Annotated in this window: 25 protein-coding genes and 1 tRNA gene; 12 read left to right on the forward strand and 14 right to left on the reverse strand. The window is 68.3% G+C overall.

Annotated elements, in window-relative coordinates; translation table 11 throughout:
* The 8 genes from AB0L34_RS21660 to AB0L34_RS21695 all read left to right on the forward strand — a co-directional run.
* Positions 1-958 (forward strand): site-specific tyrosine recombinase XerD (locus tag AB0L34_RS21660; RefSeq protein WP_363706079.1); only part of this gene is annotated, 958 nt, incomplete at its 5' end.
* A 225-nt stretch (positions 959-1,183) separates the two neighbouring features.
* Positions 1,184-2,107: an AAA family ATPase gene (locus tag AB0L34_RS21665; protein WP_036375269.1), complete on the forward strand. Its 924-nt coding sequence runs from the start codon at positions 1,184-1,186 to the stop codon at positions 2,105-2,107.
* 35 nt (positions 2,108-2,142) lie between these two features.
* Entirely contained in the window at positions 2,143-3,174 is a 1,032-nt protein-coding gene (locus AB0L34_RS21670; RefSeq protein ID WP_363706081.1) for a ScpA family protein, read from the forward strand.
* Positions 3,171-4,148: an SMC-Scp complex subunit ScpB gene (scpB, locus tag AB0L34_RS21675; protein ID WP_363706082.1), complete on the forward strand. Its 978-nt coding sequence runs from the start codon at positions 3,171-3,173 to the stop codon at positions 4,146-4,148. Before AB0L34_RS21670 ends, scpB begins: the two co-directional genes overlap by 4 nt.
* Complete coding sequence (locus AB0L34_RS21680; protein ID WP_363706084.1) at positions 4,135-4,905, forward strand: pseudouridine synthase; 771 nt, start codon at positions 4,135-4,137, stop codon at positions 4,903-4,905. The genes scpB and AB0L34_RS21680 overlap by 14 nt, the downstream gene beginning before the upstream one ends.
* 154 nt (positions 4,906-5,059) lie before the next feature.
* Complete coding sequence (cmk, locus tag AB0L34_RS21685; RefSeq protein ID WP_357463513.1) at positions 5,060-5,740, forward strand: (d)CMP kinase; 681 nt, start codon at positions 5,060-5,062, stop codon at positions 5,738-5,740.
* Positions 5,737-7,140, forward strand: coding sequence for a ribosome biogenesis GTPase Der (gene der, locus AB0L34_RS21690; protein ID WP_363706086.1), 1,404 nt, complete (start codon positions 5,737-5,739; stop codon positions 7,138-7,140). Before cmk ends, der begins: the two co-directional genes overlap by 4 nt.
* A gap of 203 nt (positions 7,141-7,343) precedes the next feature.
* Positions 7,344-7,417, forward strand: a tRNA-Pro gene (locus AB0L34_RS21695).
* A gap of 75 nt (positions 7,418-7,492) precedes the next feature.
* On the opposite strand, the gene AB0L34_RS21700 is transcribed toward AB0L34_RS21695, so the two are convergent.
* Together AB0L34_RS21700 and AB0L34_RS21705 are read right to left on the reverse strand one after the other, a co-directional pair.
* Complete coding sequence (locus AB0L34_RS21700) at positions 7,493-8,776, reverse strand: tyrosine-type recombinase/integrase (protein ID WP_363706088.1); 1,284 nt, start codon at positions 8,774-8,776, stop codon at positions 7,493-7,495.
* Positions 8,776-8,982 (reverse strand): excisionase family DNA-binding protein, encoded by a 207-nt coding sequence (locus AB0L34_RS21705; protein ID WP_363706090.1) that lies wholly within the window; start codon positions 8,980-8,982, stop codon positions 8,776-8,778. Before AB0L34_RS21705 ends, AB0L34_RS21700 begins: the two co-directional genes overlap by 1 nt.
* 136 nt (positions 8,983-9,118) lie before the next feature.
* Here AB0L34_RS21705 and AB0L34_RS21710 point away from each other — a divergent pair, with 136 nt between their 5' ends.
* The gene (locus AB0L34_RS21710; protein WP_363706092.1) at positions 9,119-9,469 is read left to right on the forward strand and encodes a hypothetical protein; all 351 of its coding nucleotides are present in this window, start codon (positions 9,119-9,121) and stop codon (positions 9,467-9,469) included.
* Between the two features lie 91 nt (positions 9,470-9,560).
* Here AB0L34_RS21710 and AB0L34_RS21715 read toward each other — a convergent pair whose 3' ends face one another.
* Positions 9,561-11,111 (reverse strand): replication initiator, encoded by a 1,551-nt coding sequence (locus AB0L34_RS21715; protein WP_363706093.1) that lies wholly within the window; start codon positions 11,109-11,111, stop codon positions 9,561-9,563.
* An 89-nt stretch (positions 11,112-11,200) separates the two neighbouring features.
* Between AB0L34_RS21715 and AB0L34_RS21720 the strand changes: the two genes are divergently transcribed.
* The gene (locus tag AB0L34_RS21720; RefSeq protein ID WP_363706095.1) at positions 11,201-11,602 is read left to right on the forward strand and encodes a hypothetical protein; all 402 of its coding nucleotides are present in this window, start codon (positions 11,201-11,203) and stop codon (positions 11,600-11,602) included.
* A 65-nt stretch (positions 11,603-11,667) separates the two neighbouring features.
* Here AB0L34_RS21720 and AB0L34_RS21725 read toward each other — a convergent pair whose 3' ends face one another.
* The 8 genes from AB0L34_RS21725 to AB0L34_RS21760 all read right to left on the reverse strand — a co-directional run bounded on the left by AB0L34_RS21725 (position 11,668) and on the right by AB0L34_RS21760 (position 17,595).
* Positions 11,668-12,564 (reverse strand): hypothetical protein, encoded by an 897-nt coding sequence (locus AB0L34_RS21725; protein WP_363706097.1) that lies wholly within the window; start codon positions 12,562-12,564, stop codon positions 11,668-11,670.
* Positions 12,561-12,908 carry an RRQRL motif-containing zinc-binding protein gene (locus AB0L34_RS21730; protein WP_363706119.1) on the reverse strand — a complete coding sequence of 116 codons (348 nt, stop codon included), beginning with the start codon at positions 12,906-12,908 and terminating at the stop codon, positions 12,561-12,563. The genes AB0L34_RS21725 and AB0L34_RS21730 overlap by 4 nt, the downstream gene beginning before the upstream one ends.
* A gap of 767 nt (positions 12,909-13,675) precedes the next feature.
* Positions 13,676-14,398, reverse strand: a complete 723-nt coding sequence (locus tag AB0L34_RS21735; RefSeq protein ID WP_363706099.1) for a GGDEF domain-containing protein — start codon at positions 14,396-14,398, stop codon at positions 13,676-13,678.
* On the reverse strand, positions 14,395-14,922 hold the full coding sequence (locus AB0L34_RS21740; protein ID WP_363706121.1) for a hypothetical protein: 528 nt from the start codon (positions 14,920-14,922) through the stop codon (positions 14,395-14,397). The genes AB0L34_RS21735 and AB0L34_RS21740 overlap by 4 nt, the downstream gene beginning before the upstream one ends.
* An 88-nt stretch (positions 14,923-15,010) precedes the next feature.
* Positions 15,011-15,202, reverse strand: coding sequence for a hypothetical protein (locus AB0L34_RS21745; protein WP_363706101.1), 192 nt, complete (start codon positions 15,200-15,202; stop codon positions 15,011-15,013).
* Positions 15,199-16,092, reverse strand: coding sequence for an FtsK/SpoIIIE domain-containing protein (locus AB0L34_RS21750; RefSeq protein WP_363706103.1), 894 nt, complete (start codon positions 16,090-16,092; stop codon positions 15,199-15,201). Before AB0L34_RS21750 ends, AB0L34_RS21745 begins: the two co-directional genes overlap by 4 nt.
* Before the next feature lie 111 nt (positions 16,093-16,203).
* The gene (locus AB0L34_RS21755; RefSeq protein WP_363706105.1) at positions 16,204-17,007 is read right to left on the reverse strand and encodes a hypothetical protein; all 804 of its coding nucleotides are present in this window, start codon (positions 17,005-17,007) and stop codon (positions 16,204-16,206) included.
* A 258-nt stretch (positions 17,008-17,265) separates the two neighbouring features.
* Complete coding sequence (locus AB0L34_RS21760; RefSeq protein ID WP_363706107.1) at positions 17,266-17,595, reverse strand: hypothetical protein; 330 nt, start codon at positions 17,593-17,595, stop codon at positions 17,266-17,268.
* A gap of 196 nt (positions 17,596-17,791) precedes the next feature.
* Between AB0L34_RS21760 and AB0L34_RS21765 the strand changes: the two genes are divergently transcribed.
* A complete protein-coding gene (locus AB0L34_RS21765) occupies positions 17,792-18,541 on the forward strand; it encodes a helix-turn-helix transcriptional regulator (protein ID WP_363706109.1) in 750 nt (249 codons plus the stop codon).
* A 26-nt stretch (positions 18,542-18,567) separates the two neighbouring features.
* A complete protein-coding gene (locus AB0L34_RS21770) occupies positions 18,568-19,038 on the forward strand; it encodes an NUDIX domain-containing protein (protein WP_363706111.1) in 471 nt (156 codons plus the stop codon).
* Here the strand turns inward: AB0L34_RS21770 and AB0L34_RS21775 are convergent.
* From AB0L34_RS21775 to AB0L34_RS21785, 3 genes are all read right to left on the reverse strand, one after another.
* Positions 19,026-19,580: an HD domain-containing protein gene (locus tag AB0L34_RS21775; RefSeq protein ID WP_363706113.1), complete on the reverse strand. Its 555-nt coding sequence runs from the start codon at positions 19,578-19,580 to the stop codon at positions 19,026-19,028. The genes AB0L34_RS21770 and AB0L34_RS21775 overlap by 13 nt on opposite strands.
* 127 nt (positions 19,581-19,707) lie before the next feature.
* On the reverse strand, positions 19,708-21,705 hold the full coding sequence (locus tag AB0L34_RS21780) for a hypothetical protein (RefSeq protein ID WP_363706115.1): 1,998 nt from the start codon (positions 21,703-21,705) through the stop codon (positions 19,708-19,710).
* Positions 21,706-22,466: 761 nt separating this feature from the next.
* On the reverse strand, positions 22,467-23,654 hold the full coding sequence (locus AB0L34_RS21785) for a hypothetical protein (RefSeq protein WP_363706117.1): 1,188 nt from the start codon (positions 23,652-23,654) through the stop codon (positions 22,467-22,469).
* Positions 23,655-24,372: the final 718 nt, after the last annotated feature.

Consider the following 24,372-nt stretch of genomic DNA (forward strand, 5'->3'; position numbering starts at 1 on the left):
GGAGCCCGCGCCGGCCCTGCGCCGTGCCGTCCGCGGCTACCTGGACCACCTCACCGTCGAACGGGGACTGTCGGCGAACACGCTCTCGTCGTACCGCCGGGACCTGGAGCGATACCTGGCCACCCTGGCGGCGGCCGGGGTGCCGGACCTGGCGGCGGTCGGCCCCGGCCAGGTCGAGGAACACCTGTCCCGGCTGCGGGCCGGCGACGACGCGCACCCGCCGCTGGCGGTCTCGTCCGCGGCGCGAGCGGCCAGCGCGGTGCGCGGGCTGCACCGCTTCGCGCTGCGCGAGGGGCTGGCCGGCGCCGACCCCAGCCGCGACGTCCGCCCGCCCACCCCGCCGCGCCGGCTGCCCCGCGCGCTGCCGGTGGACGACGTGGTCCGGCTGCTGGAGACCGCCGGCGCCGTGACCGCCACCGGCGACGGCGCGCCGCTCGCGCTGCGCGACCGGGCGCTGCTGGAGTTCCTGTACGGCACCGGGGCACGGATCTCCGAGGCGGTCGGTGCGGCCGTCGACGACCTCGACGTCGGCGAGGGCACCGTCGTCCTGCGCGGCAAGGGCGGCCGCACCCGGCTGGTCCCCATCGGCGGGTACGCGGTCGAGGCGCTGAGCGCCTGGCTGGTGCGCGCCCGGCCAGGGCTGGTCGCCGCCGGCCGGGGCACCCCGGCGGTGTTCCTCAACGCCCGTGGCGGCGCGCTGTCCCGGCAGGGGGCCTGGACCATCCTGCGCCGCGCCGCCCAGCGGGCCGGCCTGCCGGTGGACGGGCCGCAGGCGGTCTCCCCGCACACCCTGCGCCACTCCTACGCCACCCACCTGCTCGACGGCGGCGCGGACGTACGGGTGGTGCAGGAACTGCTCGGCCACGCCTCGGTGACCACCACCCAGGTCTACACGCTGGTCACCGTGGAGCGGCTGCGCGAGGTGTACGCCACCGCCCATCCCCGGGCCCGCGGCTGACCCCGTCGACCGTCCGGCCGGTGAGGGTCGGCCGGTCCGCCGGGGGTGGCCTGGTCGGCGGGGCGGCGACACGCCGAGCGGGTGCGACCGGCCCGCTGGCCGGTGGCGTACAGTCGGCATCGGCGCGGACCTCCTGGGGCGAGGCAGACGGGGTGCGCAGCGGCGCCGCGCAGGACGTCGGACGGCTCCGACGCCGGGTGGTCGTCGGGAGGGGGCAACGAGGACATGGCTGGCAACGGTGACCGTGCCGAGACCTGGACGTCGGAGCTCCGCGAGCAGCAGGCCACGCTCGGGGCGGATCTCGGCCCGGCGGATCCGGCGGCCTACACGATGCGTAAGCCGATTCCCGAGCCGATGCCGACCGACCGGCACGGCCCGGCCCGGATCATCGCGATGGCCAACCAGAAAGGCGGCGTCGGCAAGACCACCACGACCATCAACCTGGGCGCCGCGCTGGCCGAGTACGGCCGCAAGGTGCTGCTGGTCGACTTCGACCCGCAGGGCGCCCTCTCGGTCGGGCTGGGGGTCAACCCGCACAACCTCGACCTGTCGGTCTACAACCTCCTCATGCAGGACGACGTCACCGCCGAGGACGTCCTGATCAAGACCGACGTGGCGGGGCTGCACCTGCTGCCGGCCAACATCGACCTCTCCGCGGCCGAGATCCAGCTGGTCAACGAGGTCGCCCGGGAGATGGCCCTGGCCCGGGTGCTCCGGTCGATCCGCAAGGAGTACGACTACATCCTGATCGACTGCCAGCCCTCGCTGGGCCTGCTGGCGATCAACGCGCTCACGGTCGCGCACGGCGTGCTCATCCCGCTGGAGTGCGAGTTCTTCAGCCTGCGCGGTGTCGCCCTGCTGCTGGACACCATCGACAAGGTGCGCGAGCGGCTCAACTTCGACCTGGAGCTCGAGGGCATCCTCGCCACCATGTACGACAGCCGCACCACCCACTGCCGGCAGGTGCTCCAGCGGGTGGTGGAGGCGTTCGGCGACAAGGTCTACCAGACGGTGATCACCAAGACCGTCAAGTTCCCCGAGTCCACCGTCGCCGGTGCCCCGATCACCACGCTCGACCCGGCCTCGTCCGGCGCCCGCAACTACCGCCAGCTCGCCCGCGAGGTGATCGCCGCCCAGGCGGAGCGGTAGGCCGGGGTGCACCTTCGCGTCGAGGCGTCCGGGGCGTGGACTACGGTCTTCCGGTGACCGCGCCACCCCTCGATCCGCCCGCGACGCCGGAGCAGCCGCCCGTGCGGGCCGCCGAGGTACCGACGGGTCCCGGGGGCGCGCCCGAGGCGGCGGAGAGCAGCGGCTTCACCGTCCGGCTGGCGAACTTCACCGGCCCGTTCGACCTGCTGCTCCAGCTGATCGGCAAGCACAAGCTCGACGTCACCGAGGTGGCGCTGCACCGGGTCACCGACGAGTTCATCGCGTACATCCGGGCCATGGGCGACCAGTGGGACCTGGACGAGGCCAGCGAGTTCCTGCTCATCGCCGCCACCCTGCTCGACCTCAAGGCCGCCCGGCTGCTGCCCGCCGCCGAGGTCGAGGACGAGGAGGACCTCGCCCTGCTGGAGGCGCGGGACCTGCTCTTCGCCCGGCTGCTGCAGTACAAGGCGTACAAGGAGGCGGCGGCGCACATCGCCGCACTGGAGGAGGTCGGCGGCCGGCGCTACCCCCGGGCGGTCACCCTGGAGCCCCGGTACGCCGAGGCCCTGCCGGACCTGGTGCTCGGCATCGGCCCGGAGCGGCTGCTGAAGCTGGCGATCAGGGCGATGACGCCGAAGCCGGTGCCGGAGGTGTCGATCGCCCACGTGCACATGGTCCGGGTCAGCGTCCGGGAGCACGCGGCGATCATCACCGAGCGGCTGCGCCGCGCCGGCACCGCCACCTTCTCGTTGCTCTGCGCCGACTGCGACGCCACCCTGGAGGTGGTGGCCCGGTTCCTGGCGCTGCTGGAGCTCTACCGGGAGGGCCTGGTCGCCTTCGTCCAGGAGCAGGCCCTGGAGGAGCTGACCGTACGCTGGACCGGCCCCGCCGAGGGCGGCCCGGACCTGCACATCGACGAGTACGCCGGCACCCCCGCCGAACCGGCGGACCAGACACCGCCAGCGGGCCCGCCGGGCGCCGTGAGTACGGCGGCGCCGGCCCACGAGGCCGGGGCGGGCGCGGCGGGCGGGAACGGGACGGCGACGACGGAGGAGCAGACCGGATGAGCAGCGAGGAGCGCCGGGACTCCCTGGCGGAACAGGCCGCCGCCTGGATCCCACCCTGGCAGCGCCCCACCCCGCCGGCCGAGTCGCCTTCGGGTGGTCCTGGCAGCGACCTGCCCCCGGAGGCGCCGGATCCCTCCGAGATTCCCGCCTCGCCGGCCGACGGCACGGGGGAGACCCTCGGGAACGCCGCGGGGGAGGGCGCCGAGCAGGGCGAGACGGCGGCACACGCCGCGGAGCGGACCGACGCGGCGGAGCAGGGCGCGGAGCGGACTGACAGGGCGGCACAGGGCGCGGAGCGGACCGACAGGGCGGCACAGGGCGCGGAGCCGGCGGAGACCGCGGCACAGGACCCGGCTGCGGGCGTACCGACGAAGCAGCCGGCCGGGCGGCGGCGGCCGGCGCCGGCACCCGCGCCGGCGCCGGAACTCGACGACGCGGAGCTGCGCGGGGCGCTGGAGGCGATCCTGCTGGTGGTCGACGAGCCGGTCAGCGAGCTGACGCTCGCCCAGGTCCTGGAGCAGCCCGCCGAGCGGATCGGGCCGATGCTGGACGAGATCGCCGCGGGCTACACCGCCGCCGGGCACGGCTTCGAGCTGCGCCGGGCCGCGGGTGGCTGGCGTCTCTACACCCGACCGGAATACGCGACCTACGTCGAACGGTTCGTGCTGGACGGGCAGTCCGTGCGGCTGACCCAGGCCGCGCTGGAGACACTGGCCGTGGTCGCCTACAAGCAGCCGGTGACCCGGTCGCGGATCTCCGCCATCCGGGGTGTCAACTGCGACGGGGTGATCCGTACCCTGGTCTCCCGCGGGCTGGTGGAGGAGTGCGGCGCCGAACCGGACAGCGGGGCGTTCCTCTACCGGACCACCACGATGTTCCTGGAGAAGCTCGGGCTGAACAGCGTCGACGACCTCCCGCCGCTGGCCCCGTTCCTTCCCGACGACGTAGAAGAGCTTGCCGATGCCACGCGATGACCGCACCCCCCGCCCCGACGCGCCCGTCTTCGAGGGGGCCGAGCGCCTCCAGAAGGTGCTGGCCGCCGCCGGCGTGGGCTCCCGGCGCGCCTGCGAGGACCTGATCTTCCGCCGCCGGGTCACCGTCAACGGGCGGGTCGCCCAACTCGGCGACAAGGTCGATCCGGCCACCGCCGTCATCCACGTCGACGGCGAGCGTCTCGTCGCCGACACCCGCCTGGTCTACCTGGCCATGAACAAGCCGCGCGGGGTCGTCTCCACCATGGCCGACGAGAAGGGGCGGACGGCGCTCGCCGACTTCCTCGGCAACCGGGTGGAGCAGCGGGTCTACCACGTCGGGCGGCTCGACGCCGACAGCGAGGGCCTGCTGCTGCTCACCAACGACGGCACCCTCGCGCACAAGCTCATGCACCCGTCGTACGGGGTGCAGAAGACCTACCTCTGCGAGGTGTCCGGGCCGGTCCCGCGCAACCTCGGCAAGCGGCTGACGGCCGGCGTGGAGCTGGAGGACGGCCCGGCGAAGGTCGACGCCTTCCGGGTGGTGGACACCCTGGGCAGGACCGCCCAGGTGGAGCTGAGCCTGCACGAGGGGCGCAAGCACATCGTCCGGCGGCTGCTCGCCGAGGTGGGCCACCCGGTGAGCCGGCTGGTGCGTACCGCCATCGGGCCGATCCGGCTGGGCGACCTGCGCGCCGGGCGCACCCGGCGGCTGACCAACGCGGAGGTCGCCGCCCTGTTCAAGGCCGTGGGTGACTGACCGGCCGGCTCGCGGGTACGGCTGCCGGTAGGCTCCGTGGCGGCCCGGCGGCCGGCGGCGACCTCGCGCGCCGCCGGGCATGATTGAGGACGTGTGGAAACCGCTCGCGGGACGCGGTGGGCGTTTCGTGGGGTACGGGCTGAGGAGGACAACGGTGGAGGAAAACGTACGGGCCGGGCGCTGCGTGGTCGCTGTGGACGGGCCGTCCGGTTCGGGTAAGTCCACCGTCTCACGGCGGCTCGCCGTCGGCCTCGGTGCTCGCTACCTCGACACCGGCGCCATGTACCGGGCCATCACCTGGGCCGTGCTGCGCTCCGGTGTCGACCTGACCGACGCCGAGTCGGTGGCCAAGGTCGCCGGCGAGGTGGACCTGCGCATCGGCACCGACCCCACGGGGTACGGCGTGACCGCCGACGGCGTGACCGTCGACGCCGAGATCCGCGGCCCGGAGGTGACCGGGGCGGTCTCCGCCGTGGCCGCCGTGCCGGCGGTGCGCGCGCTCCTGGTCACCCGGCAGCGCGAGATGATCGCCCACGCCGGCCGGATCGTGGTCGAGGGCCGCGACATCGGGTCCGTGGTGGCGCCGGACGCCGACCTGAAGGTCTACCTCACCGCCTCGGAGGCGGCCCGGGCCGCCCGGCGCAGCGCCGAGGACGCCACCGACGTGGCGGCCACCGCCGCCGACCTGGCCCGGCGGGACCGGCTCGACTCGACCCGCAAGGCCGACCCGCTGACCCAGGCCGCCGACGCCGTGGTGCTGGACACGACCGAGTTGGGCATCGACGAGGTCGTCGCGCGCCTGCGTGACCTGCTGACCGAGCGGGGAGTGGCATGACCGACGCCGACGGTTGGGTGGAGCTGCGGGAACCGGACGTCGAGACCGAGGAAGTGACCGGTCCGCAGCCGGTCGTGGCCGTGGTCGGCCGCCCCAACGTGGGCAAGTCGACCCTGGTCAACCGGATCATCGGCCGCCGGCAGGCGGTCGTCGAGGACGTCCCCGGCGTGACCCGGGACCGCGTCCCGTACGACGCGCAGTGGGCCGGCCGGCAGTTCACCGTGGTGGACACCGGCGGGTGGGAGCCCGACGCCAAGGACCGGGCGGCAGCGATCGCGGCGCAGGCCGAGGCGGCGGTCGCCACGGCCGACGTGGTGCTGTTCGTGGTCGACGCGATGGTCGGCTCGACCGATGTGGACGAGGCGGCGGTACGCATGCTGCGCCGCAGCGCCAAGCCGGTGATCCTGGTCGCGAACAAGGCCGACAACACCTCCATCGAGATGGAGGCGACCTCGCTGTGGTCGCTCGGCCTCGGCGAGCCGTACGCGGTGTCGGCGCTGCACGGCCGCGGCTCGGGCGAACTGCTCGACGCCATCATGGACGCGCTGCCGGAGGCCCCGAAGATCGTCGAGCACCGCCCGCGCGGCCCGCGCCGGGTGGCCCTCGTCGGCCGGCCGAACGTCGGCAAGTCCAGCCTGCTGAACCGCTTCTCCGGCGAGGAGCGGGCGGTCGTGGACTCGGTGGCGGGCACCACGGTGGACCCGGTGGACAGCCTCGTCGAGATCGGCGGGGAGACCTGGCAGCTGGTGGACACGGCGGGCCTGCGCAAGCGGGTGGGCAAGGCCAGCGGCACCGAGTACTACGCCAGCCTGCGGACCGCGTCGGCGATCGAGGCCGCCGAGGTCGCGGTGGTGCTGCTCGACTCCAGCGAGGTCATCAGCGAGCAGGACCAGCGGATCCTGTCCATGGTGACCGAGGCCGGCCGGGCGCTGGTGATCGCCTTCAACAAGTGGGACCTGGTCGACGCCGACCGCCGGTACTACCTGGACAAGGAGATCGAGCGCGAGCTGCGCCGGATCCCGTGGGCCATCCGGCTCAACCTGTCGGCGCGGACCGGCCGGGCGGTCGACAAGCTCGCGCCGGCGCTGCGCAAGGCCCTGGCGAGCTGGGAGACCCGGGTGCCGACGGCGCAGCTCAACTCGTGGCTGACCGCCCTGGTGCAGGCCACCCCGCACCCGGTGCGCGGCGGTCGGGCGCCGAAGATCCTCTTCGCCACCCAGGCCGGCGTGGCCCCGCCGCGCTTCGTGCTCTTCACCACCGGTCCGCTGGACGCGGGCTACCAGCGCTTCGTCGAGCGCAAGCTGCGTGAGGAGTTCGGCTTCGAGGGCAGTCCGATCGAGATCTCGGTACGCCCCCGCAAGAAGCTCGGCCCGGGCGGCCGCGGTAAGGCGCACGGCTGACCCCTGGCCGGACCTGATGCCGGATGGGAGCGCCGCTCCCATCCGGCATTTTCCGCTCCCGTTCTCTTACCTATCCTCCTAGGACGCCCTACGGATGGTGGGGTGGGCGACGCGGCTCGGGGGCGGGAGGGGTCAGTGCGGACGACGGGATGATCGTGCGCTAAGCTGTACCGGCTGTCGCGGGGAGAACCCCGCGGGGGCATCGGGACGTGGCGCAGCTTGGTAGCGCACTTGACTGGGGGTCAAGGGGTCGTCGGTTCGAATCCGGCCGTCCCGACGCAGGTCAAAGGCCATCTGGGATCTTCCAGGTGGCCTTTTCTGATCTTGTACAGCAGCGAAGTACAGCAACGGCCTATTGATCAAGGCTCTCGCCCAGCTTCCGCAGAGCCTCCCGCGTGGCCTTGGACGAGACCTGGCTGTAGATCTCCATCGTGATCGAGAAGTCCGCGTGTCTCAGGATCGCCATCGCGATCCGGGGATGCACGTCCAGGTCGACCAGCAGCGAACCGCAGGTGCGTCGGGCGTCGTGGACCGTGATCTTCGGGACGCCCGCCCGGTCGATGCGGCTGTCGTAGGACCGGTTGAAGTTCCGCGGCTCGACGGGCAGCCCGTAGCGGGTCGTGAAGACCATGCCGGTGTCGTGCCATGCCTCGCCGGCCTTCTCCCTGGCCGCCTCCTGTTGCCGGCAGCGGTGCCGCAGCGCGGTGACGCAGATGGCTGGCAGCGGGAGGGGCGCGTCGGACTCCTCGGTCTTGGTGGCCCGGTGCAAGAGCCGGCCGCGTACCCGCTGGAGCTGCTTGTCGATGACGAGGCTGATGTCGTGGTTGTCGCGGCAGTGCTCGCAGAAATCCTCGCCATGCGGGGTGCAGGGCTTGTCCCAGCCGTCCCACTCGATGTGGTCCCAGGTGAGACCGAGGACTTCGCCCTTGCGTAGGCCGAGCACGAGGACCAGGACGTAGGCGGCGTACAGGTAGTCGTCGCCGTCGCGGGACGATTCCAGGAACGCGCGGGCTTGCTCACTGCTCCACGACTTGCCCTTGCGGGCACGGATCGGCGGAAGCTTCACGAGAGCAGCAACGTTCTTCACGACCAGTTCCTCCACCACGGCCTGAGAGAGCGCCGAGCGGAGAACAGCGCGGATTCCCTTGACGGTGCGAGCCGAGGGAAGGTCGTGGCAACACCGGCCAACCGCGCAGCATTTCCGGTTCTTCGGTGGTCGGCGTTCGTCCTTTCCCTGGGCGCAGCACTGGCACGTCTTCGCGACCTTGTTGAGCCAGGTCTGCACCTCACGTACGGACAGCCGGCCGTCGAGTCGCTTGGCGCCGAGGCCGGGGACGATGTAGAGGCGACTCAGGGTTTCGTAGGTGGCGTAGGTCAGCGGGGCGAGGTTCGGCTCCACGATTTCGGCGAGCCAGTACGTCATGTAGTTCGCCACCGTGGGGACGTTCGTGGCAACGGGGCCGGCCTTGGCTTGCTGGTGCAGCCTCACCCACTTGTCGTGGACCTGATCACGGGTCTTGCCGTAGACGTACTTGCGAGCGCGTTTGCCGTCCGGCTTGGTGACCCAGACGTAGGCGGCGAACCCGTTCCGGTACGGGAAGATGGAGCCTTCGCCGTTGGCGCGTTTGCCGGGCATCAGGCCGCCTCCTGTCGGTCGATCTGGGCTTGGATGTATTCATCGATCCATTCCGGCAGGATGCGGCGGTACTTGCCGTCCTTGACCGAGCGCAGTTCCCCGGTGGCGATCTTCATCTTCACCTTGGACAAGCCGTAGCCGAGGATCGCGGCGACCTCGGCCGGGGAATGCCACCTCGGAACGATCTGGACTCGTTGTCTATCCATGTGGTGCCTCCTCTGGGAGTAGGGGTGATGTAGGTGCGGCTCTCGCCGGACCGGCGGGCATGGTGGGTGTTGATGCGGCACGTGATGTGCATGCGCCAGCGGCGAGGGGAAGAAGTCCTCGCGTAGGGTCGGTCGCATGCTCACGGACGAAGACCGGGAACGTCTCGCCGGGCAGCTCGTGGCGCTGCCGGTTCATGAACTGGTTGATGTCTTGCGGCGGGTCTTGCCGAGCTACACGGAAGCGGGAAGCGGCAGCGGCCTACGAACGACGTTGGTCCTGGCTACTGCGACCCAAGATGAGGACCAGCCGGACCGTCCGGATCTGACCCTGGTCGCCTGGCCTGACCGTGACCGTTACGACGGTGGCCTTGGACCCGACCAGGGTTTGTGGGAGGACGGCCACTGCGCGCAGTGCGATGTCGGGGTGACTTCGAACGCCAAGAGGGCGTACTGCCCCGTGTGCGGCTCCAGGTGTTTCCTGACCTGAGGTCAATCCGGCCTGGAGGTTATTACTGATGCCTGTGGAGTTGTCAAAGAACGGCTTCCCGGCGGGCCGGGCAGGTGTTGACACGTACGTGTCAAGCGGCCAGGGGGCGGCCGGTCGAGCGGTGGGCCGCCAGCTCGTCGGCTAGGGCGTCGATGCCGGCTTGGTGTCGGGCGCGGGCTTGGGCGGCGGCGGTGTTGGCGAGCAGGGCGTCGCCGGTGGTGATCCAGCCGGTGGCCTGGTAGCCGAGTTCGTAGATGACGCGCTCGGTCTGTTCGTCGTCCCAGGTGTGGGGGTGGCCCTCGGTGCGCCGCCAGATGGTGCGTTGCAGGCGGATGAAGCCGAGGGTGGCGGAGAAGGCGCGGCTCTTGGTGGTGATGTGGCCGCCGTAGCCGAACTGGTGCGCCCAGCGCCGCAGCCGGTGGTAGTCGGGATGCTCGCCGAGGTCCCAGCAGGCGCGGATGAGCCGGCCGAGGTGCGTCGCCGGGTCGCCGTGGACTTGGACGGAGAGGTCGTCGACGCGGCGTAGGTTCAGTCCGGTTACCTCGGTGCTCTTGGTGACGTACTTGGCGATGTAGCCGGTGATCTGGGCGAGGTTGACCTCGCCGCCGGGGGCGTTGACGTGCTTGACGTCCAGGCCCTTGTCGCCCCAGGCGATGTGCCAGCCCTGCCCGCCGTTGGCGGGGTGAGGGGCGGAGGTGTAGGAGGTCTTGACGAAGGCTGCCCGCGCCGCGTCCTCGAACATGTCCCGGGTGATGACCCGTGGGGGTGGAACGATCGCACCGGGGCAGTCGGGGTTGTGGCCGTCGAGGCGGATCAGCGCGTGGTAGTGGATGACGCCGCGTACCTGGAACTCGTAGACCTTGATGTAGCGGCGGCGCAGCTCGACGCCGTGGGTGCGGCCGAGGCGGCGTAGCTCGCGGTCGACCTGTTGGATGGTGCGGCGCCACAGTTCGGGTGCTTCGTGGTTCCAGATGACCTGGCCGGTGTGGTCGTAGCAGTCAAGGCAGAGCGGCTGCCCGAGCTGGCTGTCGCCGGCCTTGTGTCGCTGCCCGCAGCGCAGCTCGACACCGTGCGGGCAGGTGCGGCCGAACGGGTGGCAGGGCGAGGGCCGGCAGGTGCAGCCGTCTTTCTTGCGGCAGTCCGCGGCGTGGACCTTCACGACCCGGTGGTGCACCGGCCCGAACGAGGGTGCGGTGGCGGTGAGGAAGATGGCGATGTGTTCGTGCAGCGGCGGCAGCCCCCACCGGTCGCCCTGGAGGCCAGCCTTGATGAGGTGGAACGTGTCGCGGCGGTAGACCTCGGCGCAGGACGGGCACACCGAGGCGCGGCGGTTGCCACAGGGGGTGTAGATCGCGCCGTCGGGCATGTCCTCGGTGTCGACGGTGGCGATGCGGTTGCCGTCGGCGTCGTTGACGTGGATCTGCCCGGCCAACCGGATCGGGTGCTTGCACGCGGAGGCGGCCCGGACGTGGCCCAGCCATTCGGGGTAGTCGGGGTCCTGGGCGCGGGCGCGGCCGGAGGCGACGGTGCGGGGGTCGTGGCCGCGTACCCAGCCGTCATCGGCGGGACGGGTGCTGGTCGGGGCAGCCCACGGCCAGTAATCTGCCGATTCCCGAACAGAGGTGCCTGACGTAGCGCTCATGAGGCCGCCCCGAGAAGGCAGGACGCCCGCAGCCGCGCAGATCCTCCGCAAAGTGAGAGGCTGCGCCGGTGCGAATCAACTCGCGAGCCTTGGACTACTTCCAGGCGAAGCCATGGGACGTGATCGCTGAGCAGATCGGCAGGTACACCGCCCACCACTCGCCGTACATGGCTGAGATCGTGGACAGCATCCGGCGCTGTGGAGGCACCGCCCGGCTGGCTGGCTTCATGTCGATGCACGACTTGGCCGTCACCCCGGTGCCCATACCGTCGCAGGGGCCGATCGAAGTGGTCTGGGTGCGGCCACAGCCGTACTACGGCGCCCCGGACGAGCGCGTGGTTCTGATCGAGCACTGTGCCCCGTCGGGCCACGACGATCGGATCTGGAGGCCAGGTACCGAAGCGGTGTCGCTGTTCTGGCGTTTCATGATCGAGAAGTTCGGCGTCGAGCCGATTCCCGCTGACAACCGAGATGAGGCTGCGGCGAGCTGACTCGACGTAGGCTCCCGTACCCGGGACCGTAATGGTCCCGGGTGCGAGAGGCAGCGTCGAGGAGGTCACGCGGTGGCTCCGACGGCGGTGCCGTTGTGGGTCTTGTTGTTGATGGTGGTCGGGTTGTTGAGGGCCGTCAGGATGTCGGCGGCCGTGGCGGTGGGTATGCGCAGTCGCACGGCGAGCTGGCCGGCGGTGATGGGCTCACCGTGGGCTTTCTCGTGGGCGCTGGCGACGATCCGGGCATTGGGCAGCAGCGCGGGCGCGGGGCCGGTGTTGACAGCCGCAGCCGCGACGGGTGCCGGGGTCGGGTCCTTCTCGGTGTTGTCCGGGATGGGCTCGACCGTCGTCGGAGTCTCGGTGTCCTCGCCAGAGGTGGGCAGGTTGACGGGTTCAGGGACAGGTGCGGTGATCGGTTCGGGTGCGGGTTGGGTGGCCGGGGTCGCGGCGGCCGGGCGGACCAGCGGCGAGGCGGGGATGTCAGACGACGACGCCTCGGCGCGGGTGGCCGGCACCAGTGCCGGGACAGGATCGATGGGCCGGGTGGTGCGCTTTCCGGTGGCGAGTAGAGCAGCGGTGGCCATGAGCATCAGGCCATCCACGGCGAGGGGACCGAACCAGACGACGAGGGTTTCCTCGTTGTAGTGGTCGAGCAGGCCGGACAGGTGCCGGTAGGACACGAACGCGGCGACCAGGGCGACGGGCGGCAGCCCGACCCAGCGCAGCACGTTCCAGCCCCAGCCGGTGGGCCAGGGCGTGCGAGCAAGGATCTCGATGGCGATGAACAGGAACAGCGGCCAGACGATCGAGGAGACGACCGCGCCGGGTTCCGGGCTCCAGTTCTCCGGTGCCCCGTCGGGGGCGATGAACGAGTGAGCGATGTTGGCGGCGACGGACACGAGTCCGCCGAGGATCAGGCCGAGGTACGACCAGCCGCGCGAGGGTCGAGAAGTCGTGGTCATGAGGTCGCCTCGCGGTCACAGTCGAAGCACTCGCCAAGCGAGCGCGGGATGTAGTAGGGCTTGACCTGGCCGCAGGTGGGGCAGGTACGCCGGGCGGTGAGCGCCTTGTCGATGGCGGCGCGCTGCGCCGGGGTAGCGGTGCGCTTGGGCACCGCGAGGTCGAGTCGGTAGAGGTAGGCGACGCGCTTGCCGCGCCGCCAGAGGATCTGCGCGGCGGGGTCTTGGCCGCCGGGGCGCAGTTCGCGGGCGCGGAGCTGACGGCGGGTCAGCAGCCCGTTCGGGGCGAGCTTGAAGGGGTAGGTCGGCAGGCCGTAGCGCTCGCCGGTGGGGTCGTAGAAGACCATCGGGTCGTCCTCCTGGTCGTCGTCGGCCTGGTTGTCGTCGCCGGCGGGGGTGCCGGTGGCGAAGGCGGGGTGTTCGTAGGTGTCGCGGTCGATGTCCTCGGGCAGGAACGCCGCCGCGCAGACGGCGCAGACGATCGGGCCTTCCTCAAAGGCCGAGGTGGAGATGCGCAGCTTGCGGGGGCACTCGCACTCGCACGAGACGCCGTTGTTGTTGTTCGTGCGGGTCTTGGCTTCCCCGGTCGGTTCGGGGTGGCGGTAGAAGCGCAGCGCCTCGGACAGGTCAGCGATGACCGAGCGGTAGCGGGCGCGGGTGAGGTCGGTCAGGGTGCAGGGGGAGTAGCCGAGCTTGTCGTCCTTGGTGGTGGACATGCCGAGTTCGGCGGCGAGGGTGGCGAACTTCTTGTTGTGCCAGCGGCCCTGCCGGGAGGTGTCTTGGATGTCCCGGGCGTCGGCCAGGGCGTGGGTTGCTTCGTGCAGCAGGGTGGTGAAGACGGCCTCGGGTTCGCGGGACAGGCCCTCACCGGAGATGAGGATTTCGGGGAGTTGGTTGTCGCCGGCCTGCCAGCGCAGCGCGGCGAAGTGGCCCCACTTCATGCCCTGGTTGGGCTTGGTGGGGGAGCCGGAGCCGACGACGAGGACGGCGGCGGGCACCTCGGGGTGCCGGTCGCGGATCGCGGTCCAGGCGGACTCAAGCGCGGTGATGAGCGCGGCCGTGGAGATGGTGTATTGACACGTACGTGTCACGTTGGTGAGATCGATGGCGGTGGTCATGCGGCCCTCCAGGTGGTCGGGGCGGCGGCGAGAGGACTGGTGGGACGGGCCAGGTCACGGGGCCGATCGGTCGCCCGCTGGTCGGCGGGGGTGTCGGTGGTGTCCGTGAAGACGGCGGTCGTCCGTCGCCCGGCGCGGGCGGTGTACATGGCGAGGTCAGCGCGGTGCAGCCACACGGCGGCGGGGTGGCCGGGGTTGGCCAGGACCGCGCCGAGGGTGGCGCCGACGGCCAGGTAGCGGCCGTCGTGGTGGACCGATGTGGTCAGCCGGGTGTGGATATGGGTGAGCCAGTCGGCCAGCCAGGTGTCGGCGTCGTCGCGCCGGTTGGCGGGGCCGGTGGTGATGAGGGCGAATTCGTCGCCGCCGAGGCGGGCGGCGAGCCCGGCCGCGCCGGCGATGCCGGTCAGCCGGTTGGCGACGATGGTGAGGATGTGGTCCCCGGCGTCGTGGCCGTGGGTGTCGTTGACCTTCTTGAAGCCCACGAGGTCGACCAGGACGACAGCGACCGGGCGACCGGCGGTGTGGGCGGTGGTGATCAGGGTCTCGGCGGCGGCCGAGAGGCCGGCGCGGTTGCAGATGCCGGTCAGCGGGTCGTGGGTGGCCGCGTGCCGGACGGTGGCGAGTTCAGACCGCAGGCTGTGACGGGCGGTGAGGTAGCCGGCGGTCGCGGCGGCGCTAATCGCGGTCGCGGTGACCAGGGCGCGCAGGCGGGGCGTCATCGGGCACCGAGCCAGGCAAGGAAGCCCTCACGGGTGGGGTGCTTTTCCGCCCACACGCAGGCATCGGCGTAGGTTTCGAGGTCGTCCTCGGTGGCGTGCGTCCAGTCGTAGTCGCCGGCAGCGGCACGCAGGGTCGTGATGACCTGCTCGGCGGTGCGGCCGGAGTGGTCGTTCCACTCGAACGGGTCGCCGGTCGGCACGTCGTCGTCATCGCAGATGCGCACCGGGTCCGGCGCGGTAGCGAGCAGATAACAGGTCAGCGCGTCGAGGGCGCGGGAGTAGTCGCGGGCACCGCTTCGGGTCTTGAAGTCGTGCGGGACGGGCATGCGGTGGCCGTGAGTGGCCATGCCGATCGCGGCGGACACGCAGGCAGGCGGGAACGGGTTGTCGTCGTCGGTGAGGGCGTAGTAGGTGCCCTGGTTCCAGCCGTGCAGTTCGATGTAGCGGGCGGCGCAGCGCAGGATGTCGGCCGGGGTCAGGTCGGCCAGCGCGCCGGGGTTGGGCTGTTCTTGGGTAGGGTTCATGGCGGCCACGTCCTTTCGTGGGCGTTGGTTGGTGGCCGGCAGATCGGGCAGCTTTCCTAGGGCGAATCCCGGTCTGTCGGCCGTTCCTCTATCGGTGGTGCAGGTGGAGCCGGAGGAACACCCGCTGCCGGTCGCCGTTCGGGCCGGCGGCGGTGGGTGCGGAGCGAAAGACGAGCGCGCCCGCGTGGCGGGCGATGGCGGTGAGTGCGGCGATGTCCTCGCCGTCGCCGACGAGCACCAGGTCCAGGACCCGGGTCCGGGTCGCGGTGGTGGTGTTCATGCCGCCGCCTTGATGTCGGTGGTGGCGTGCCGCTCGGCGGGAGTGGTGAGGCCGCTTTGCCGGCGGGTCCAGGCCGCGTAGTCCGCGACCCGGATGATGTCGGCGTCCGTCATGTAAGCGGCTTTGACCAGGGCCGGGATGCCGCCCTCAGCGATGAGGTAGCCGGCGCCCTGGTTGTTGGGGTCGATGGTGTTGGAGGAGAAGCCGCGGGCGGCCCAGCCGTGCCCGAGCACGATGTCCGACGAGACGTCGGTGGTGCAGCGGCCGGCGAAGCGCCAGGCGAAGATGTCCCGCAGAGAGGTCGGGATGATGTCCGACGAAGGCCGCTGAGTCGCGGCGGCGACGATGATGCCGACGGCGCGGCCACGAGCGACGATGTCGCGCAGCAGCGCGGCGAACAGCTCCTGGTCCTTCTTGTCCCCGGCGGTGGCGGAGAAGTAGGCGATCTCGTCGCAGGCGACGAGGATCTGACCGAACAGGTCGTTCGGGCCGATCTTCCGGCGACGCCGGGCCTTGAGGAACGTGTACCGGTTGTCCATCACCGTCTGCACCCGGCGCAGCGTGCGGATCGCGTGGGCGAGGTCAGGGCCGACGAACACGTCGCAGGCGTCCTCCCACAGCCCCAGCTCGACCTGCTTGCCATCGAGCAGGCACAGCCGCACATCCGGGCACAGGGCCGCGTGGCCGACGATCGTGTTCAACAGCGACGACTTGCCCGCACCGGGCTCACCGCCGATGAGGATGTTCCGATAGATCATCGGCAGGTACACGGCCTGCCCGAACTCATCGATGCCGAGGAACACCGGATCGAAGATGGACAGGACCGACGCGACCGGCACCGACTCCGCCGGGTCGCTGGTCTGGATTCCCAGAGGGCTCGTGGCGTCCATGAGGGCTCCCGAGGGTCGGTTGACACGTACGTGTCAAAGGCGGGTGGGGAGGATGGGGAGATGGCGCGGACGCCCGGCCCCGTCAGGGGTGCTTGGTCCGCGCCGTCCCGGTCAGGCGTAGTCGGAGGGGTCGAACCCGTCGCTTGGGCTCGTGGTGGTGGGGTTGTTGCGCGGCTTGCGCGGCCGGGGGGTGTCGGCCGGTGCGGTGACCGGCTCGTCCGGCACGTCGGGCAGGTCCAGGCCGACAGGCGGCATGCCCGGTGAGGTGGGAGCGTTGGCCGGCACGTCGGTGGGGACGTAGTCCGGCAGCGGAGACAGAACCTTGCCCGCCAGCGGCTCGCGGCGGGTGATGTCCACGCGGATCAGCGCCGCGTACTTGCGGGAGGCGCGCGTGACGCGGACCTCGTTCGCCCAGCACGCCACGGCGAGCTTCTGCACTTGGCCCTCCTGCTCCAAGTCGCGGAGCGAGAGGCCGGGCCGCAGCCACACCCACACCCGTTCACCGGCCGGGGTCGGCCGGGCGGGCAGGATCAGCGGCAGCGAACCGGCACGGTTGGTGGCGATGAACGCCGCGAAGCACATCCGCAGCCGGTGACGCACGACCAGACACCAGATCCACGCCATGATGCGGCGGCGGACCGGGCCGATCGCGGCCGGGAGGCCGACGACCAGGGCGACGACGAGCAGTGACCCCCACAGCGGGGTGGACTGCATCACGCCGATCCAGCCGTAGACGGCGACCAGGCCGAGCACGATCTCGGTCAGCCAGTGCCAGAACACCCGCAGGACCGGCCATGCCACGATCAGCGCGAACACGACCGCGCCGAGCAGGGCACCGATGAACCCACCGAGCAGCGCACCCACGATGGGGTGCATGTAGTGCGAGGCCACCGTGGCGGCCAGGAGGGCCGACAACGCCGAGGGTGACCCAGAAGGCGATGGTGGCCCGACGACGATAAGAACGGGCGACCGGAGCTTCAATGACAGTGACGGCGTTGCCCCCACGGTTCGACCAGCCGAACGGGGACCGCGAACTAGACTTGGACACGACAAGTCCTCCCTCGATAGGGACCGGATTTGTTGGGACAGGACGCGGGGTCGCAGACGACGCCAATCAACGGCGACCCCGTGTCCACCTCTTCGCTTCTGTGGAGCCGATCGACACGCCCGCCGCTAGGCGGCGGTGTCCAGCGGGTTCAGGGCCGAGGCCCGGAACGCCACACCCGAACGGACCTTGCCGTCCCGGTCGTTGACCCAGGGCAGCGCCTCCAGGTCCACCGGAACGACCGGCTGACGAACGGTCACCGGCGGCATCACCGGGTTGACCACCGTCACGTTGATGACCTCCGCGCTGCCCTCCGACAGCGCGTACAGGTGCACCGTCCACATCGGGTTCTTCGTCTCCCGGTCGAACTTTTGCTGACCGTTCTGGTCCAGCTTCGGCACCGGGTTCACCGACACCTCGTACGACACCCGCGAGGTGTCCAGCAGCAGACGTCCCATGACTGACTCCTTCATCTCGTGAGCTGAGCCCGCATCGGTGGGCCAAGTGCGTCCTCTCTGGACGGCAGCTCTTGTGGAATCAGGGTGCGTCGATCGGTAGTGACGAGTTCGCCACGAGACATGGACGACTAGGGACGTCCTTGCTAGGGTTAGCCGTCCCTGCAAGTCGTCCCTTGTCCAACGAGCAGGAGCCGAGATGCCGAACGACCGCCTACGCAGCGGGATGCTCAAGAAGGGCCTGACGTCGGCCACGCTCGCCGACAAGCTCGGCGTCGATCCGAAGACAGTCGAACGGTGGATCACCCAGAGCCGGAACCCATACCCGCGCTACCGCCACTCCATCGCCGAACTGCTGGACGAGAGCGAGACGTACCTCTGGCCAGACGCCCTGCCGACACAGCGAGCGGTGCAGGTCAGCCAGTCAGAAGTCGTCCACATCTACCCGCGCCGCGGAGCCGTGCCGACCGACCTCTGGCAGCAGCTCCTAGAGAAGGCCACCCGACAGGTCGGCGTCCTGGTCTACGGCGGGCTGTTCCTACCCGAGTTCAACCACCGCTGGGTACCGACCCTCCGCGAGAAGGCGCTGGCCGGAGTCCAGGTCGAGCTGCTATTCGGCGACCCAGAGGGCAAGAACATCGCCGAGCGCGGCGACGACGAAGGCATCGGCCACGCCATGTCCAGCAAGATCCTGAACGCCCTGGCCTTCTACAAAGACCTACGGGACCTGGACAACGTCGGGATCTACTACCACGACACGATCCTCTACAACTCCATCTACCGCTTCGACGACGAGATGCTCGTCAACACCCACCTCTACGGCACGCCAGCCGCATACGCGCCAGTGCTGCACGTGCGCCGGCTCGGCGGCGGGGACCTGTTCGACAGCTACGTCGCCAGCTTCAACCGGGTCCTCGGCAAGAAGCGGGCCGTCTGGCCGGAGCACTGAGCCGCCGGCGGTGAGAGGCTAGGGCCATGGCCCGGATCGAGCACTTCAACAACCCGAACGCCCCGAAGCCGAACAGCATCGTCGTAGCAGTGACCGTCTTCGTCCAGGACGAGCAGGGACGAGTGCTGCTCATCCAGCGCACCGACAACGGCTTGTGGGCACTGCCCGGCGGCGCCCAGGACTTCGGCGAGTACATCGCCGAGACGGCCGTGCGGGAGACGCTCGAGGAGACCGGCGTCAAGGTCGAGGTGATCGGGGTTGTCGGGATCTACACCAACCCGAACCACGTGGTGGAGTACAGCGACGGCGAGGTACGACAGCAGTTCTCGATCTGCTTTCGCAGTCGGTACATCGGCGGTAAGCCGACGACCAGCGACGAGTCGTCGGCTGTGCGTTGGGTGCCGCAGCACGAACTGGACAGCCTATCGATCCATCCTTCGATGCGGCTCCGCATCGATCATGGCTTCGAACAGCGGCGCGAGCCCTACATCGGTTGAGCTGCCATCCTTGCCTCAGTTCGGCGAACCGAGGCCATCAAGGCCGGCTCTGCTCGGTACCAGAACCGTGTCACGAGGTGGTCCGGGCCGTACCGCTCCCGGATTTCAGCAAGTCGAGCCTCGACCTGTAGGTCTTGGCCGTCCGGTCCAGTTGTCATGTCGGCGTATGCAAGAGCATCAGACGTGGGTGACTCCTCATACGGGAATTCAGCAGCCAAGGTATCGGCCAATCCCCGCTCCTCGGCCTCATATAAAGCGCATGAGTGGTGGGCAACAAGACCTGCCAACCGGGGATCGAATCCCTGGCGGATCAACCACCGGGCACCGTCCAATGCATGAAATCCAGTGGTGCGGATTCCAGGTGCATACCCGATGTCGTGTAGCCACCCGGCCGAAGCCAGAACTTCTCGGTCGACGCCCGGCAGGAGCCCAAGCTTCTGCGCCTTACGCCCGACCGACTGCACATGCCGCCACCTCCGTGGAAGCGGCCCGGCGAGTTGCTGCTCGGCAATCCTTACCGCCCGTTCCACCTCGTCAGTCACGAGCCAAGGATAGGCGGTGCTAGCGTTTTATACCAGCAACTCGTATCCCTCGCGGCCGTCCACCCAGTTTCCCGTCGGTCGCCAACGCCGCAAGCGAGACCTCAAATCGTCTGCTGACGACGCCCTACTAGCTGGAGAGCAATGGCTGACCCAGTGACGAGGCCATCGAAGCAAACGATTTCAACGCCTCGCCCCCGTTATCGCCGAGGTACCCCCCAAGAAGTTCCGCTCTAGTTTTCTCATTACGCAAAGTAGATGTTGTAGCTAAAGCGCCAAGCATGTCTGCTTGATCCCGGCTGGCTAGAACACGGGCGGCTGCTACTGCTACCGATATCGCACCGACAGCTAGGGCGGCTCCGCCAATGTGCCACAGCCCCGTGGCCGCTGCGACCCGGTGACGGCTCTTATCCGTCTGTTCCGCCAAGTCCTTGAGCGCCCGTTTCGCGAATCGAAGGTCAAATCGACAAGCAGTCGACGCTAGGACGCCGGTCATAGATACGGCGGGCTCGCCGTCGTCTTGGCGAGCATATCGGTTCAGTTTATCCAGGACGCTAATCCACAGCAGAAAGTCGCCCCGTTCTAGTGCATGCAGCCCAACTCGTCTCACCAGGCCCATCAGTGCCGCAGGTTTCGCCTTTGCATCGCTCATCGACTCTGGCAGGGTTATGAGGATCCAGTGCCCGACCCCCTCTGCCCTGCCGGAGATTCGGAGCATTGTGTCGAGCGCCCCTTCTGGGATTTCACCCAAGTCAAATGCCGAGTCGAGTCTTGCTCGAACCGCGACGGTCGTTAGGTCGCGGAGCGCGGGAACAGCGGGCACGACGGCCTCGTCTCTGCTCCGACGCTCCGCAGCTGAACTGGCAACACCCGAACGAACTGTAGTTCGGTCTTCACGCGCCTTAGCCTTAAGCGCTTGGCGTCGAGTATCGCGCTTACGCATGTTGCGAGCAGATGAAACATGAACCTCGAGTAGCCACATAGCGGACCTTGCGACCCGCTGTCCGGTGCCAATATCGCCCGCCTTCGCTAAGGCAGCTGCATGGCTAAAAAGGGCGACTATCGAGCTGCTAACCGCCTCCGCTGTTGACGATGAATAAGTTTGTATAACACGCTCGGCCAAGCGAAGCGTTCGCCGTGAGATGCGCTGGTCGTGACCCGGAACCAGGCTTAGAACAGCCTCGCCTGACTCCGTTATGTTTCCTAGAGTGGAAAGCAGGCGAACGCGCGTGCCGCCGTCGATCTCTGGGCGTCGCAGAAGTCGCTTCAAATGTCGTGCCGAAAGCAATAGGAAGCCACGGGTGCGAGGAGAGACTGTGTCGGAGCGTTCTCCCACCACCCTTCCCGAATTCCGCACAACGCTTGGTATCGAATCCATGCATTCGGTGAGTTCGATAGCCTTTGCCTGCATCTTACCGAGTCGCCGTCCCACCGATGCATACTTCGACTGGCGTAACTTGACAAACGCAGCTGCAGCCTCGGGAGCATCCGTACGTCCGACCAGAGCGATAACAGCCGCTATCAGTGCGAGCGCAAAGACGATGACTGCGACCAGTCCTGACCAGTGGAAGGCGTTTGCGAGACGAGGGGCGTCGACCTTCATTGAAACAGTTGCGAGCATGATAAGGCTGGCGCTATAAGATGCCGTTAGGTACCACGGGTGGCCGGCAGCGCGTGCGACAGAGCCAGGCAGGCGCGTACTGGAGAGCTGAACGGTAAACACGTTCACCGTCACGACTGCGGCAAGTGCCGCTATCGCCGCCTCTAGTTCAATCCTATAGGGCGGCTCCGACCAGGAATGAAAATAGGTCCACGCTGCGGCTTGTACGGAGAAAATCAGGGGAATCGCAGGTGCGAGAAATCTGCGCCAAGCCCACATGAGGCCTGTCCAGATTCGGTAGAACCCCAGCGATGTAGAGGAAACCGGAGACTGGCGCTCGATCACGGCGTCGCATAGTTCGGCCAAAGCCTCAAGATTGCGGCCTTTTGTGCCCAACGCCGCAGCCAACTTCAGGTAGACACTTCCTCCGTCAGCAGTTCGTGACCGGTAGGCGAATGCAAGAATCTCGGCTTCTGCAGGTATTACGCCGCGTGCCGTCCCTGGCGTCTCCTTCCGTGCCTGTTCCAACAGGCCGTAGACTACCCGGTCCAACTCATGGCGAACAGACAGCAACCCAACAGCTGCGCTACGGGCGAGCAACTTCAATGTGTTGTCTTCGTACGGGTCAACCGGTGAGCGAGCTAGCTTTAAGAGCGTCTCTAGCAGGAGGCGAGCTTGCGGAGCGGAAAGCACGCTGGCTACCGAGCCGGTAATGCGTAGCAAGGCTTCGGCTTTTCCCTTCCCGCAGGCTGCTACCCCGTCGAGGGCCAGACCTTCGAAAACTGCGCCCGCCACCCCCGCACTGCGAATGGCATGTCGAACAAGCCACCTGTGCGCTAGGAGTCGCCAAGGCGAGCGCAAGTCGCTTGCGATCTGCAAGACGGAAAGGTGCTCGGGCTCCGCCATATCTATGTCGAGCGCCACCGCGCGAATGGCGGGGTTGGTGCGTATCTGAGATCCTGCCAGCGTAGGTCTAAGTGCTATAGGTTCGGGAAACTCGCCTCCCGCCGGCGCAAGGATCCCAATCAGAAAATCGATCGGAGTCCAGAAAGCAACTACCCGACTAGTTGCGCTTGTAGCTCTGGCAGGGACTAGTCGGAGGGTTGCTAGCAGCGAATAGCGGGCCCCGATGCGCACTAAACTTTTAGTAATCCGTTTCGTAACGCGAGTCAAAGTCCACTGCGCCGCCAACATCCAGTAGTACTGAAGTCGGGCGCGTGCTGACGGACTATCCAATACGCTTGCAGGAATGCTCGTGCGTGCCGGGATGGGCGGGGAATTAGACCGTTTCACTGAGAGCCCTTCTCCGAGCCCCTCAGGTTCTCTGCAGACTCGTCGCTATTCATGAATAGGCTGGGCGCCGGCATCATCCTTTCGCGGCCTGGGAAGTATAGGTCCTGCGGTGGATCCGTTAGACCCTCGGTAACTGTCCCTAGGCTCGCTTTTATTTGGTCCTGCACCCTTTTTATCATTCGAGGCACGGACCGCTCCACAGTTGCTGCCCAGTCTTTCGCAGAAGAGGGAGCCCTATCCCAGAGTGTCCAACTTCTCGCAGTATAGAGTCGACCAATCAAGACGTCATGCATGGAGACTTGGGAAATGAACGGCTCCACCATTCCCAGTCCATACATGCTTCCAACCTGCTCGGCACCACGGACGTGCAGAACGCGGAGCCAGTCGCTGCCCTCGGAAGTGCGAACCTTCGCTCCGGTTTGGTCTAATTGGCCCTTCTCGGGCTGAATAAGACGTAGGGCTGTTTCAGGCGGCGAGCCGAACGCGAGGAAGCCATTCCCGCAGACGTACGCGTCTCTTGCTAGGTGCGCCAAGTATGTTCTGACGTCTCCGAGGTCAAGCATGTCGAGAGACATCCTCATTACTTTGTCGGACCCGGATCCAACTACAGTCATGCCTTGGCTGAGTAGTGCGGCAACCTTATCGATCGCAAGGCGGATGATGCTCATCTCGTTATAGACCCGGCGCAACGCGGGTGCCCGTACGGCTAGGTCACGTTGGGTGAAGAGAGGGGCTTCGAACGTGACGCGCAGTGGATGGCCCGACATGCGCGACCGGTCACGCAGTTGGCGAGCAGCAATCTTCCAGCCATGAATACGCGTCGTGTCGCTAATATTCTCTCTTGCCTGTTGGTCAGATTGCTGCAGATCATCGTCAAGGCCCTCGAAGGCGTTGGTTCGCAACAGCTTTTCAACTACTTCACGTCGCGACAGAAGACTAGCTAGAGAAGTAAGTGCAACATTTACTTGAAGGTCAACTGGCGTGTTGACAACGATTGCATACGTAAAGGGTTCGTCCTCTTTGCTGGCGTCGGGCGTCAGGAGCTCTAACCCTCTGGTTGTCTTGGCAGTCTCGAGATGCTCACCTAGTCCGCTAGCAATCCAATCGCTATCAAGCTGGTCGATGACTGATGCTGGGACCTCGAGCCGTCCAGGCTCGTCCCTCTCTCGCCCCGTGACGCTCATGACCGGAAAACCAAAGAGGAGCGGGCTGAGGAAGCCGCCGGGTTCATAGTGTCCAAACCGGATATGGATCGGTCGGGACCCAGGCGGTGGATCTTCGACGGTAACAAGGTCGCACACTTCTCGCAGAGCATCGGCGGCAGCTGCAATATGCGACGGGGTGGCTGCCTGCAGGAGTGGTGGTTCGTGTGGCTCAGCGTGAGGCATATCCAGCGCTCCCCGTGTTCCCGTCGATGGTGTGAGCCTCGCTCCGCGAGCCGCAGATCGTGGCAGGGTTGAGCTTCCCGCAAGAGTGCTGCTCGGGCAATCCCAGAACGGCCGGACTTTGGGGGCGCTGGAAACAGTGCCCGTAGATGTGAGAACTTTCTGTACGAGATCAAGGCGGCCCGCGTCGCGGGCTGCTCGCGCCGCCGAACCTGGGCCGGGCCGATGGCCCGCCGCCGCGCCTCTGGCCTTCGGCCGCCAGCGCGTCGGTGATAGCCCGCCGGCGGCGCGACACACGACGAAGCCCCGGGCCGCCATGAATACTGGCAGATCCGGGGCTTCTATGTTGATCGGGACAAGGGCAGTGCCTCCGGCGGGGTCCTCGGGCACTCCAGGATGGTTGGCGCCATCCCGACACCCTCCGTCCGGGCAGAGCCGAGTGGGTGGGGCCTGCCCGGTCAAGGTCGTTCAGACGGCGGTGTGGTGCACCGTGACCCGGCCGGCCCCACAGAACGGA

The organism is Micromonospora sp. NPDC052213, from assembly GCF_040679695.1.
In the GTDB taxonomy this organism is placed as follows: Bacteria; Actinomycetota; Actinomycetes; order Mycobacteriales; family Micromonosporaceae; genus Micromonospora.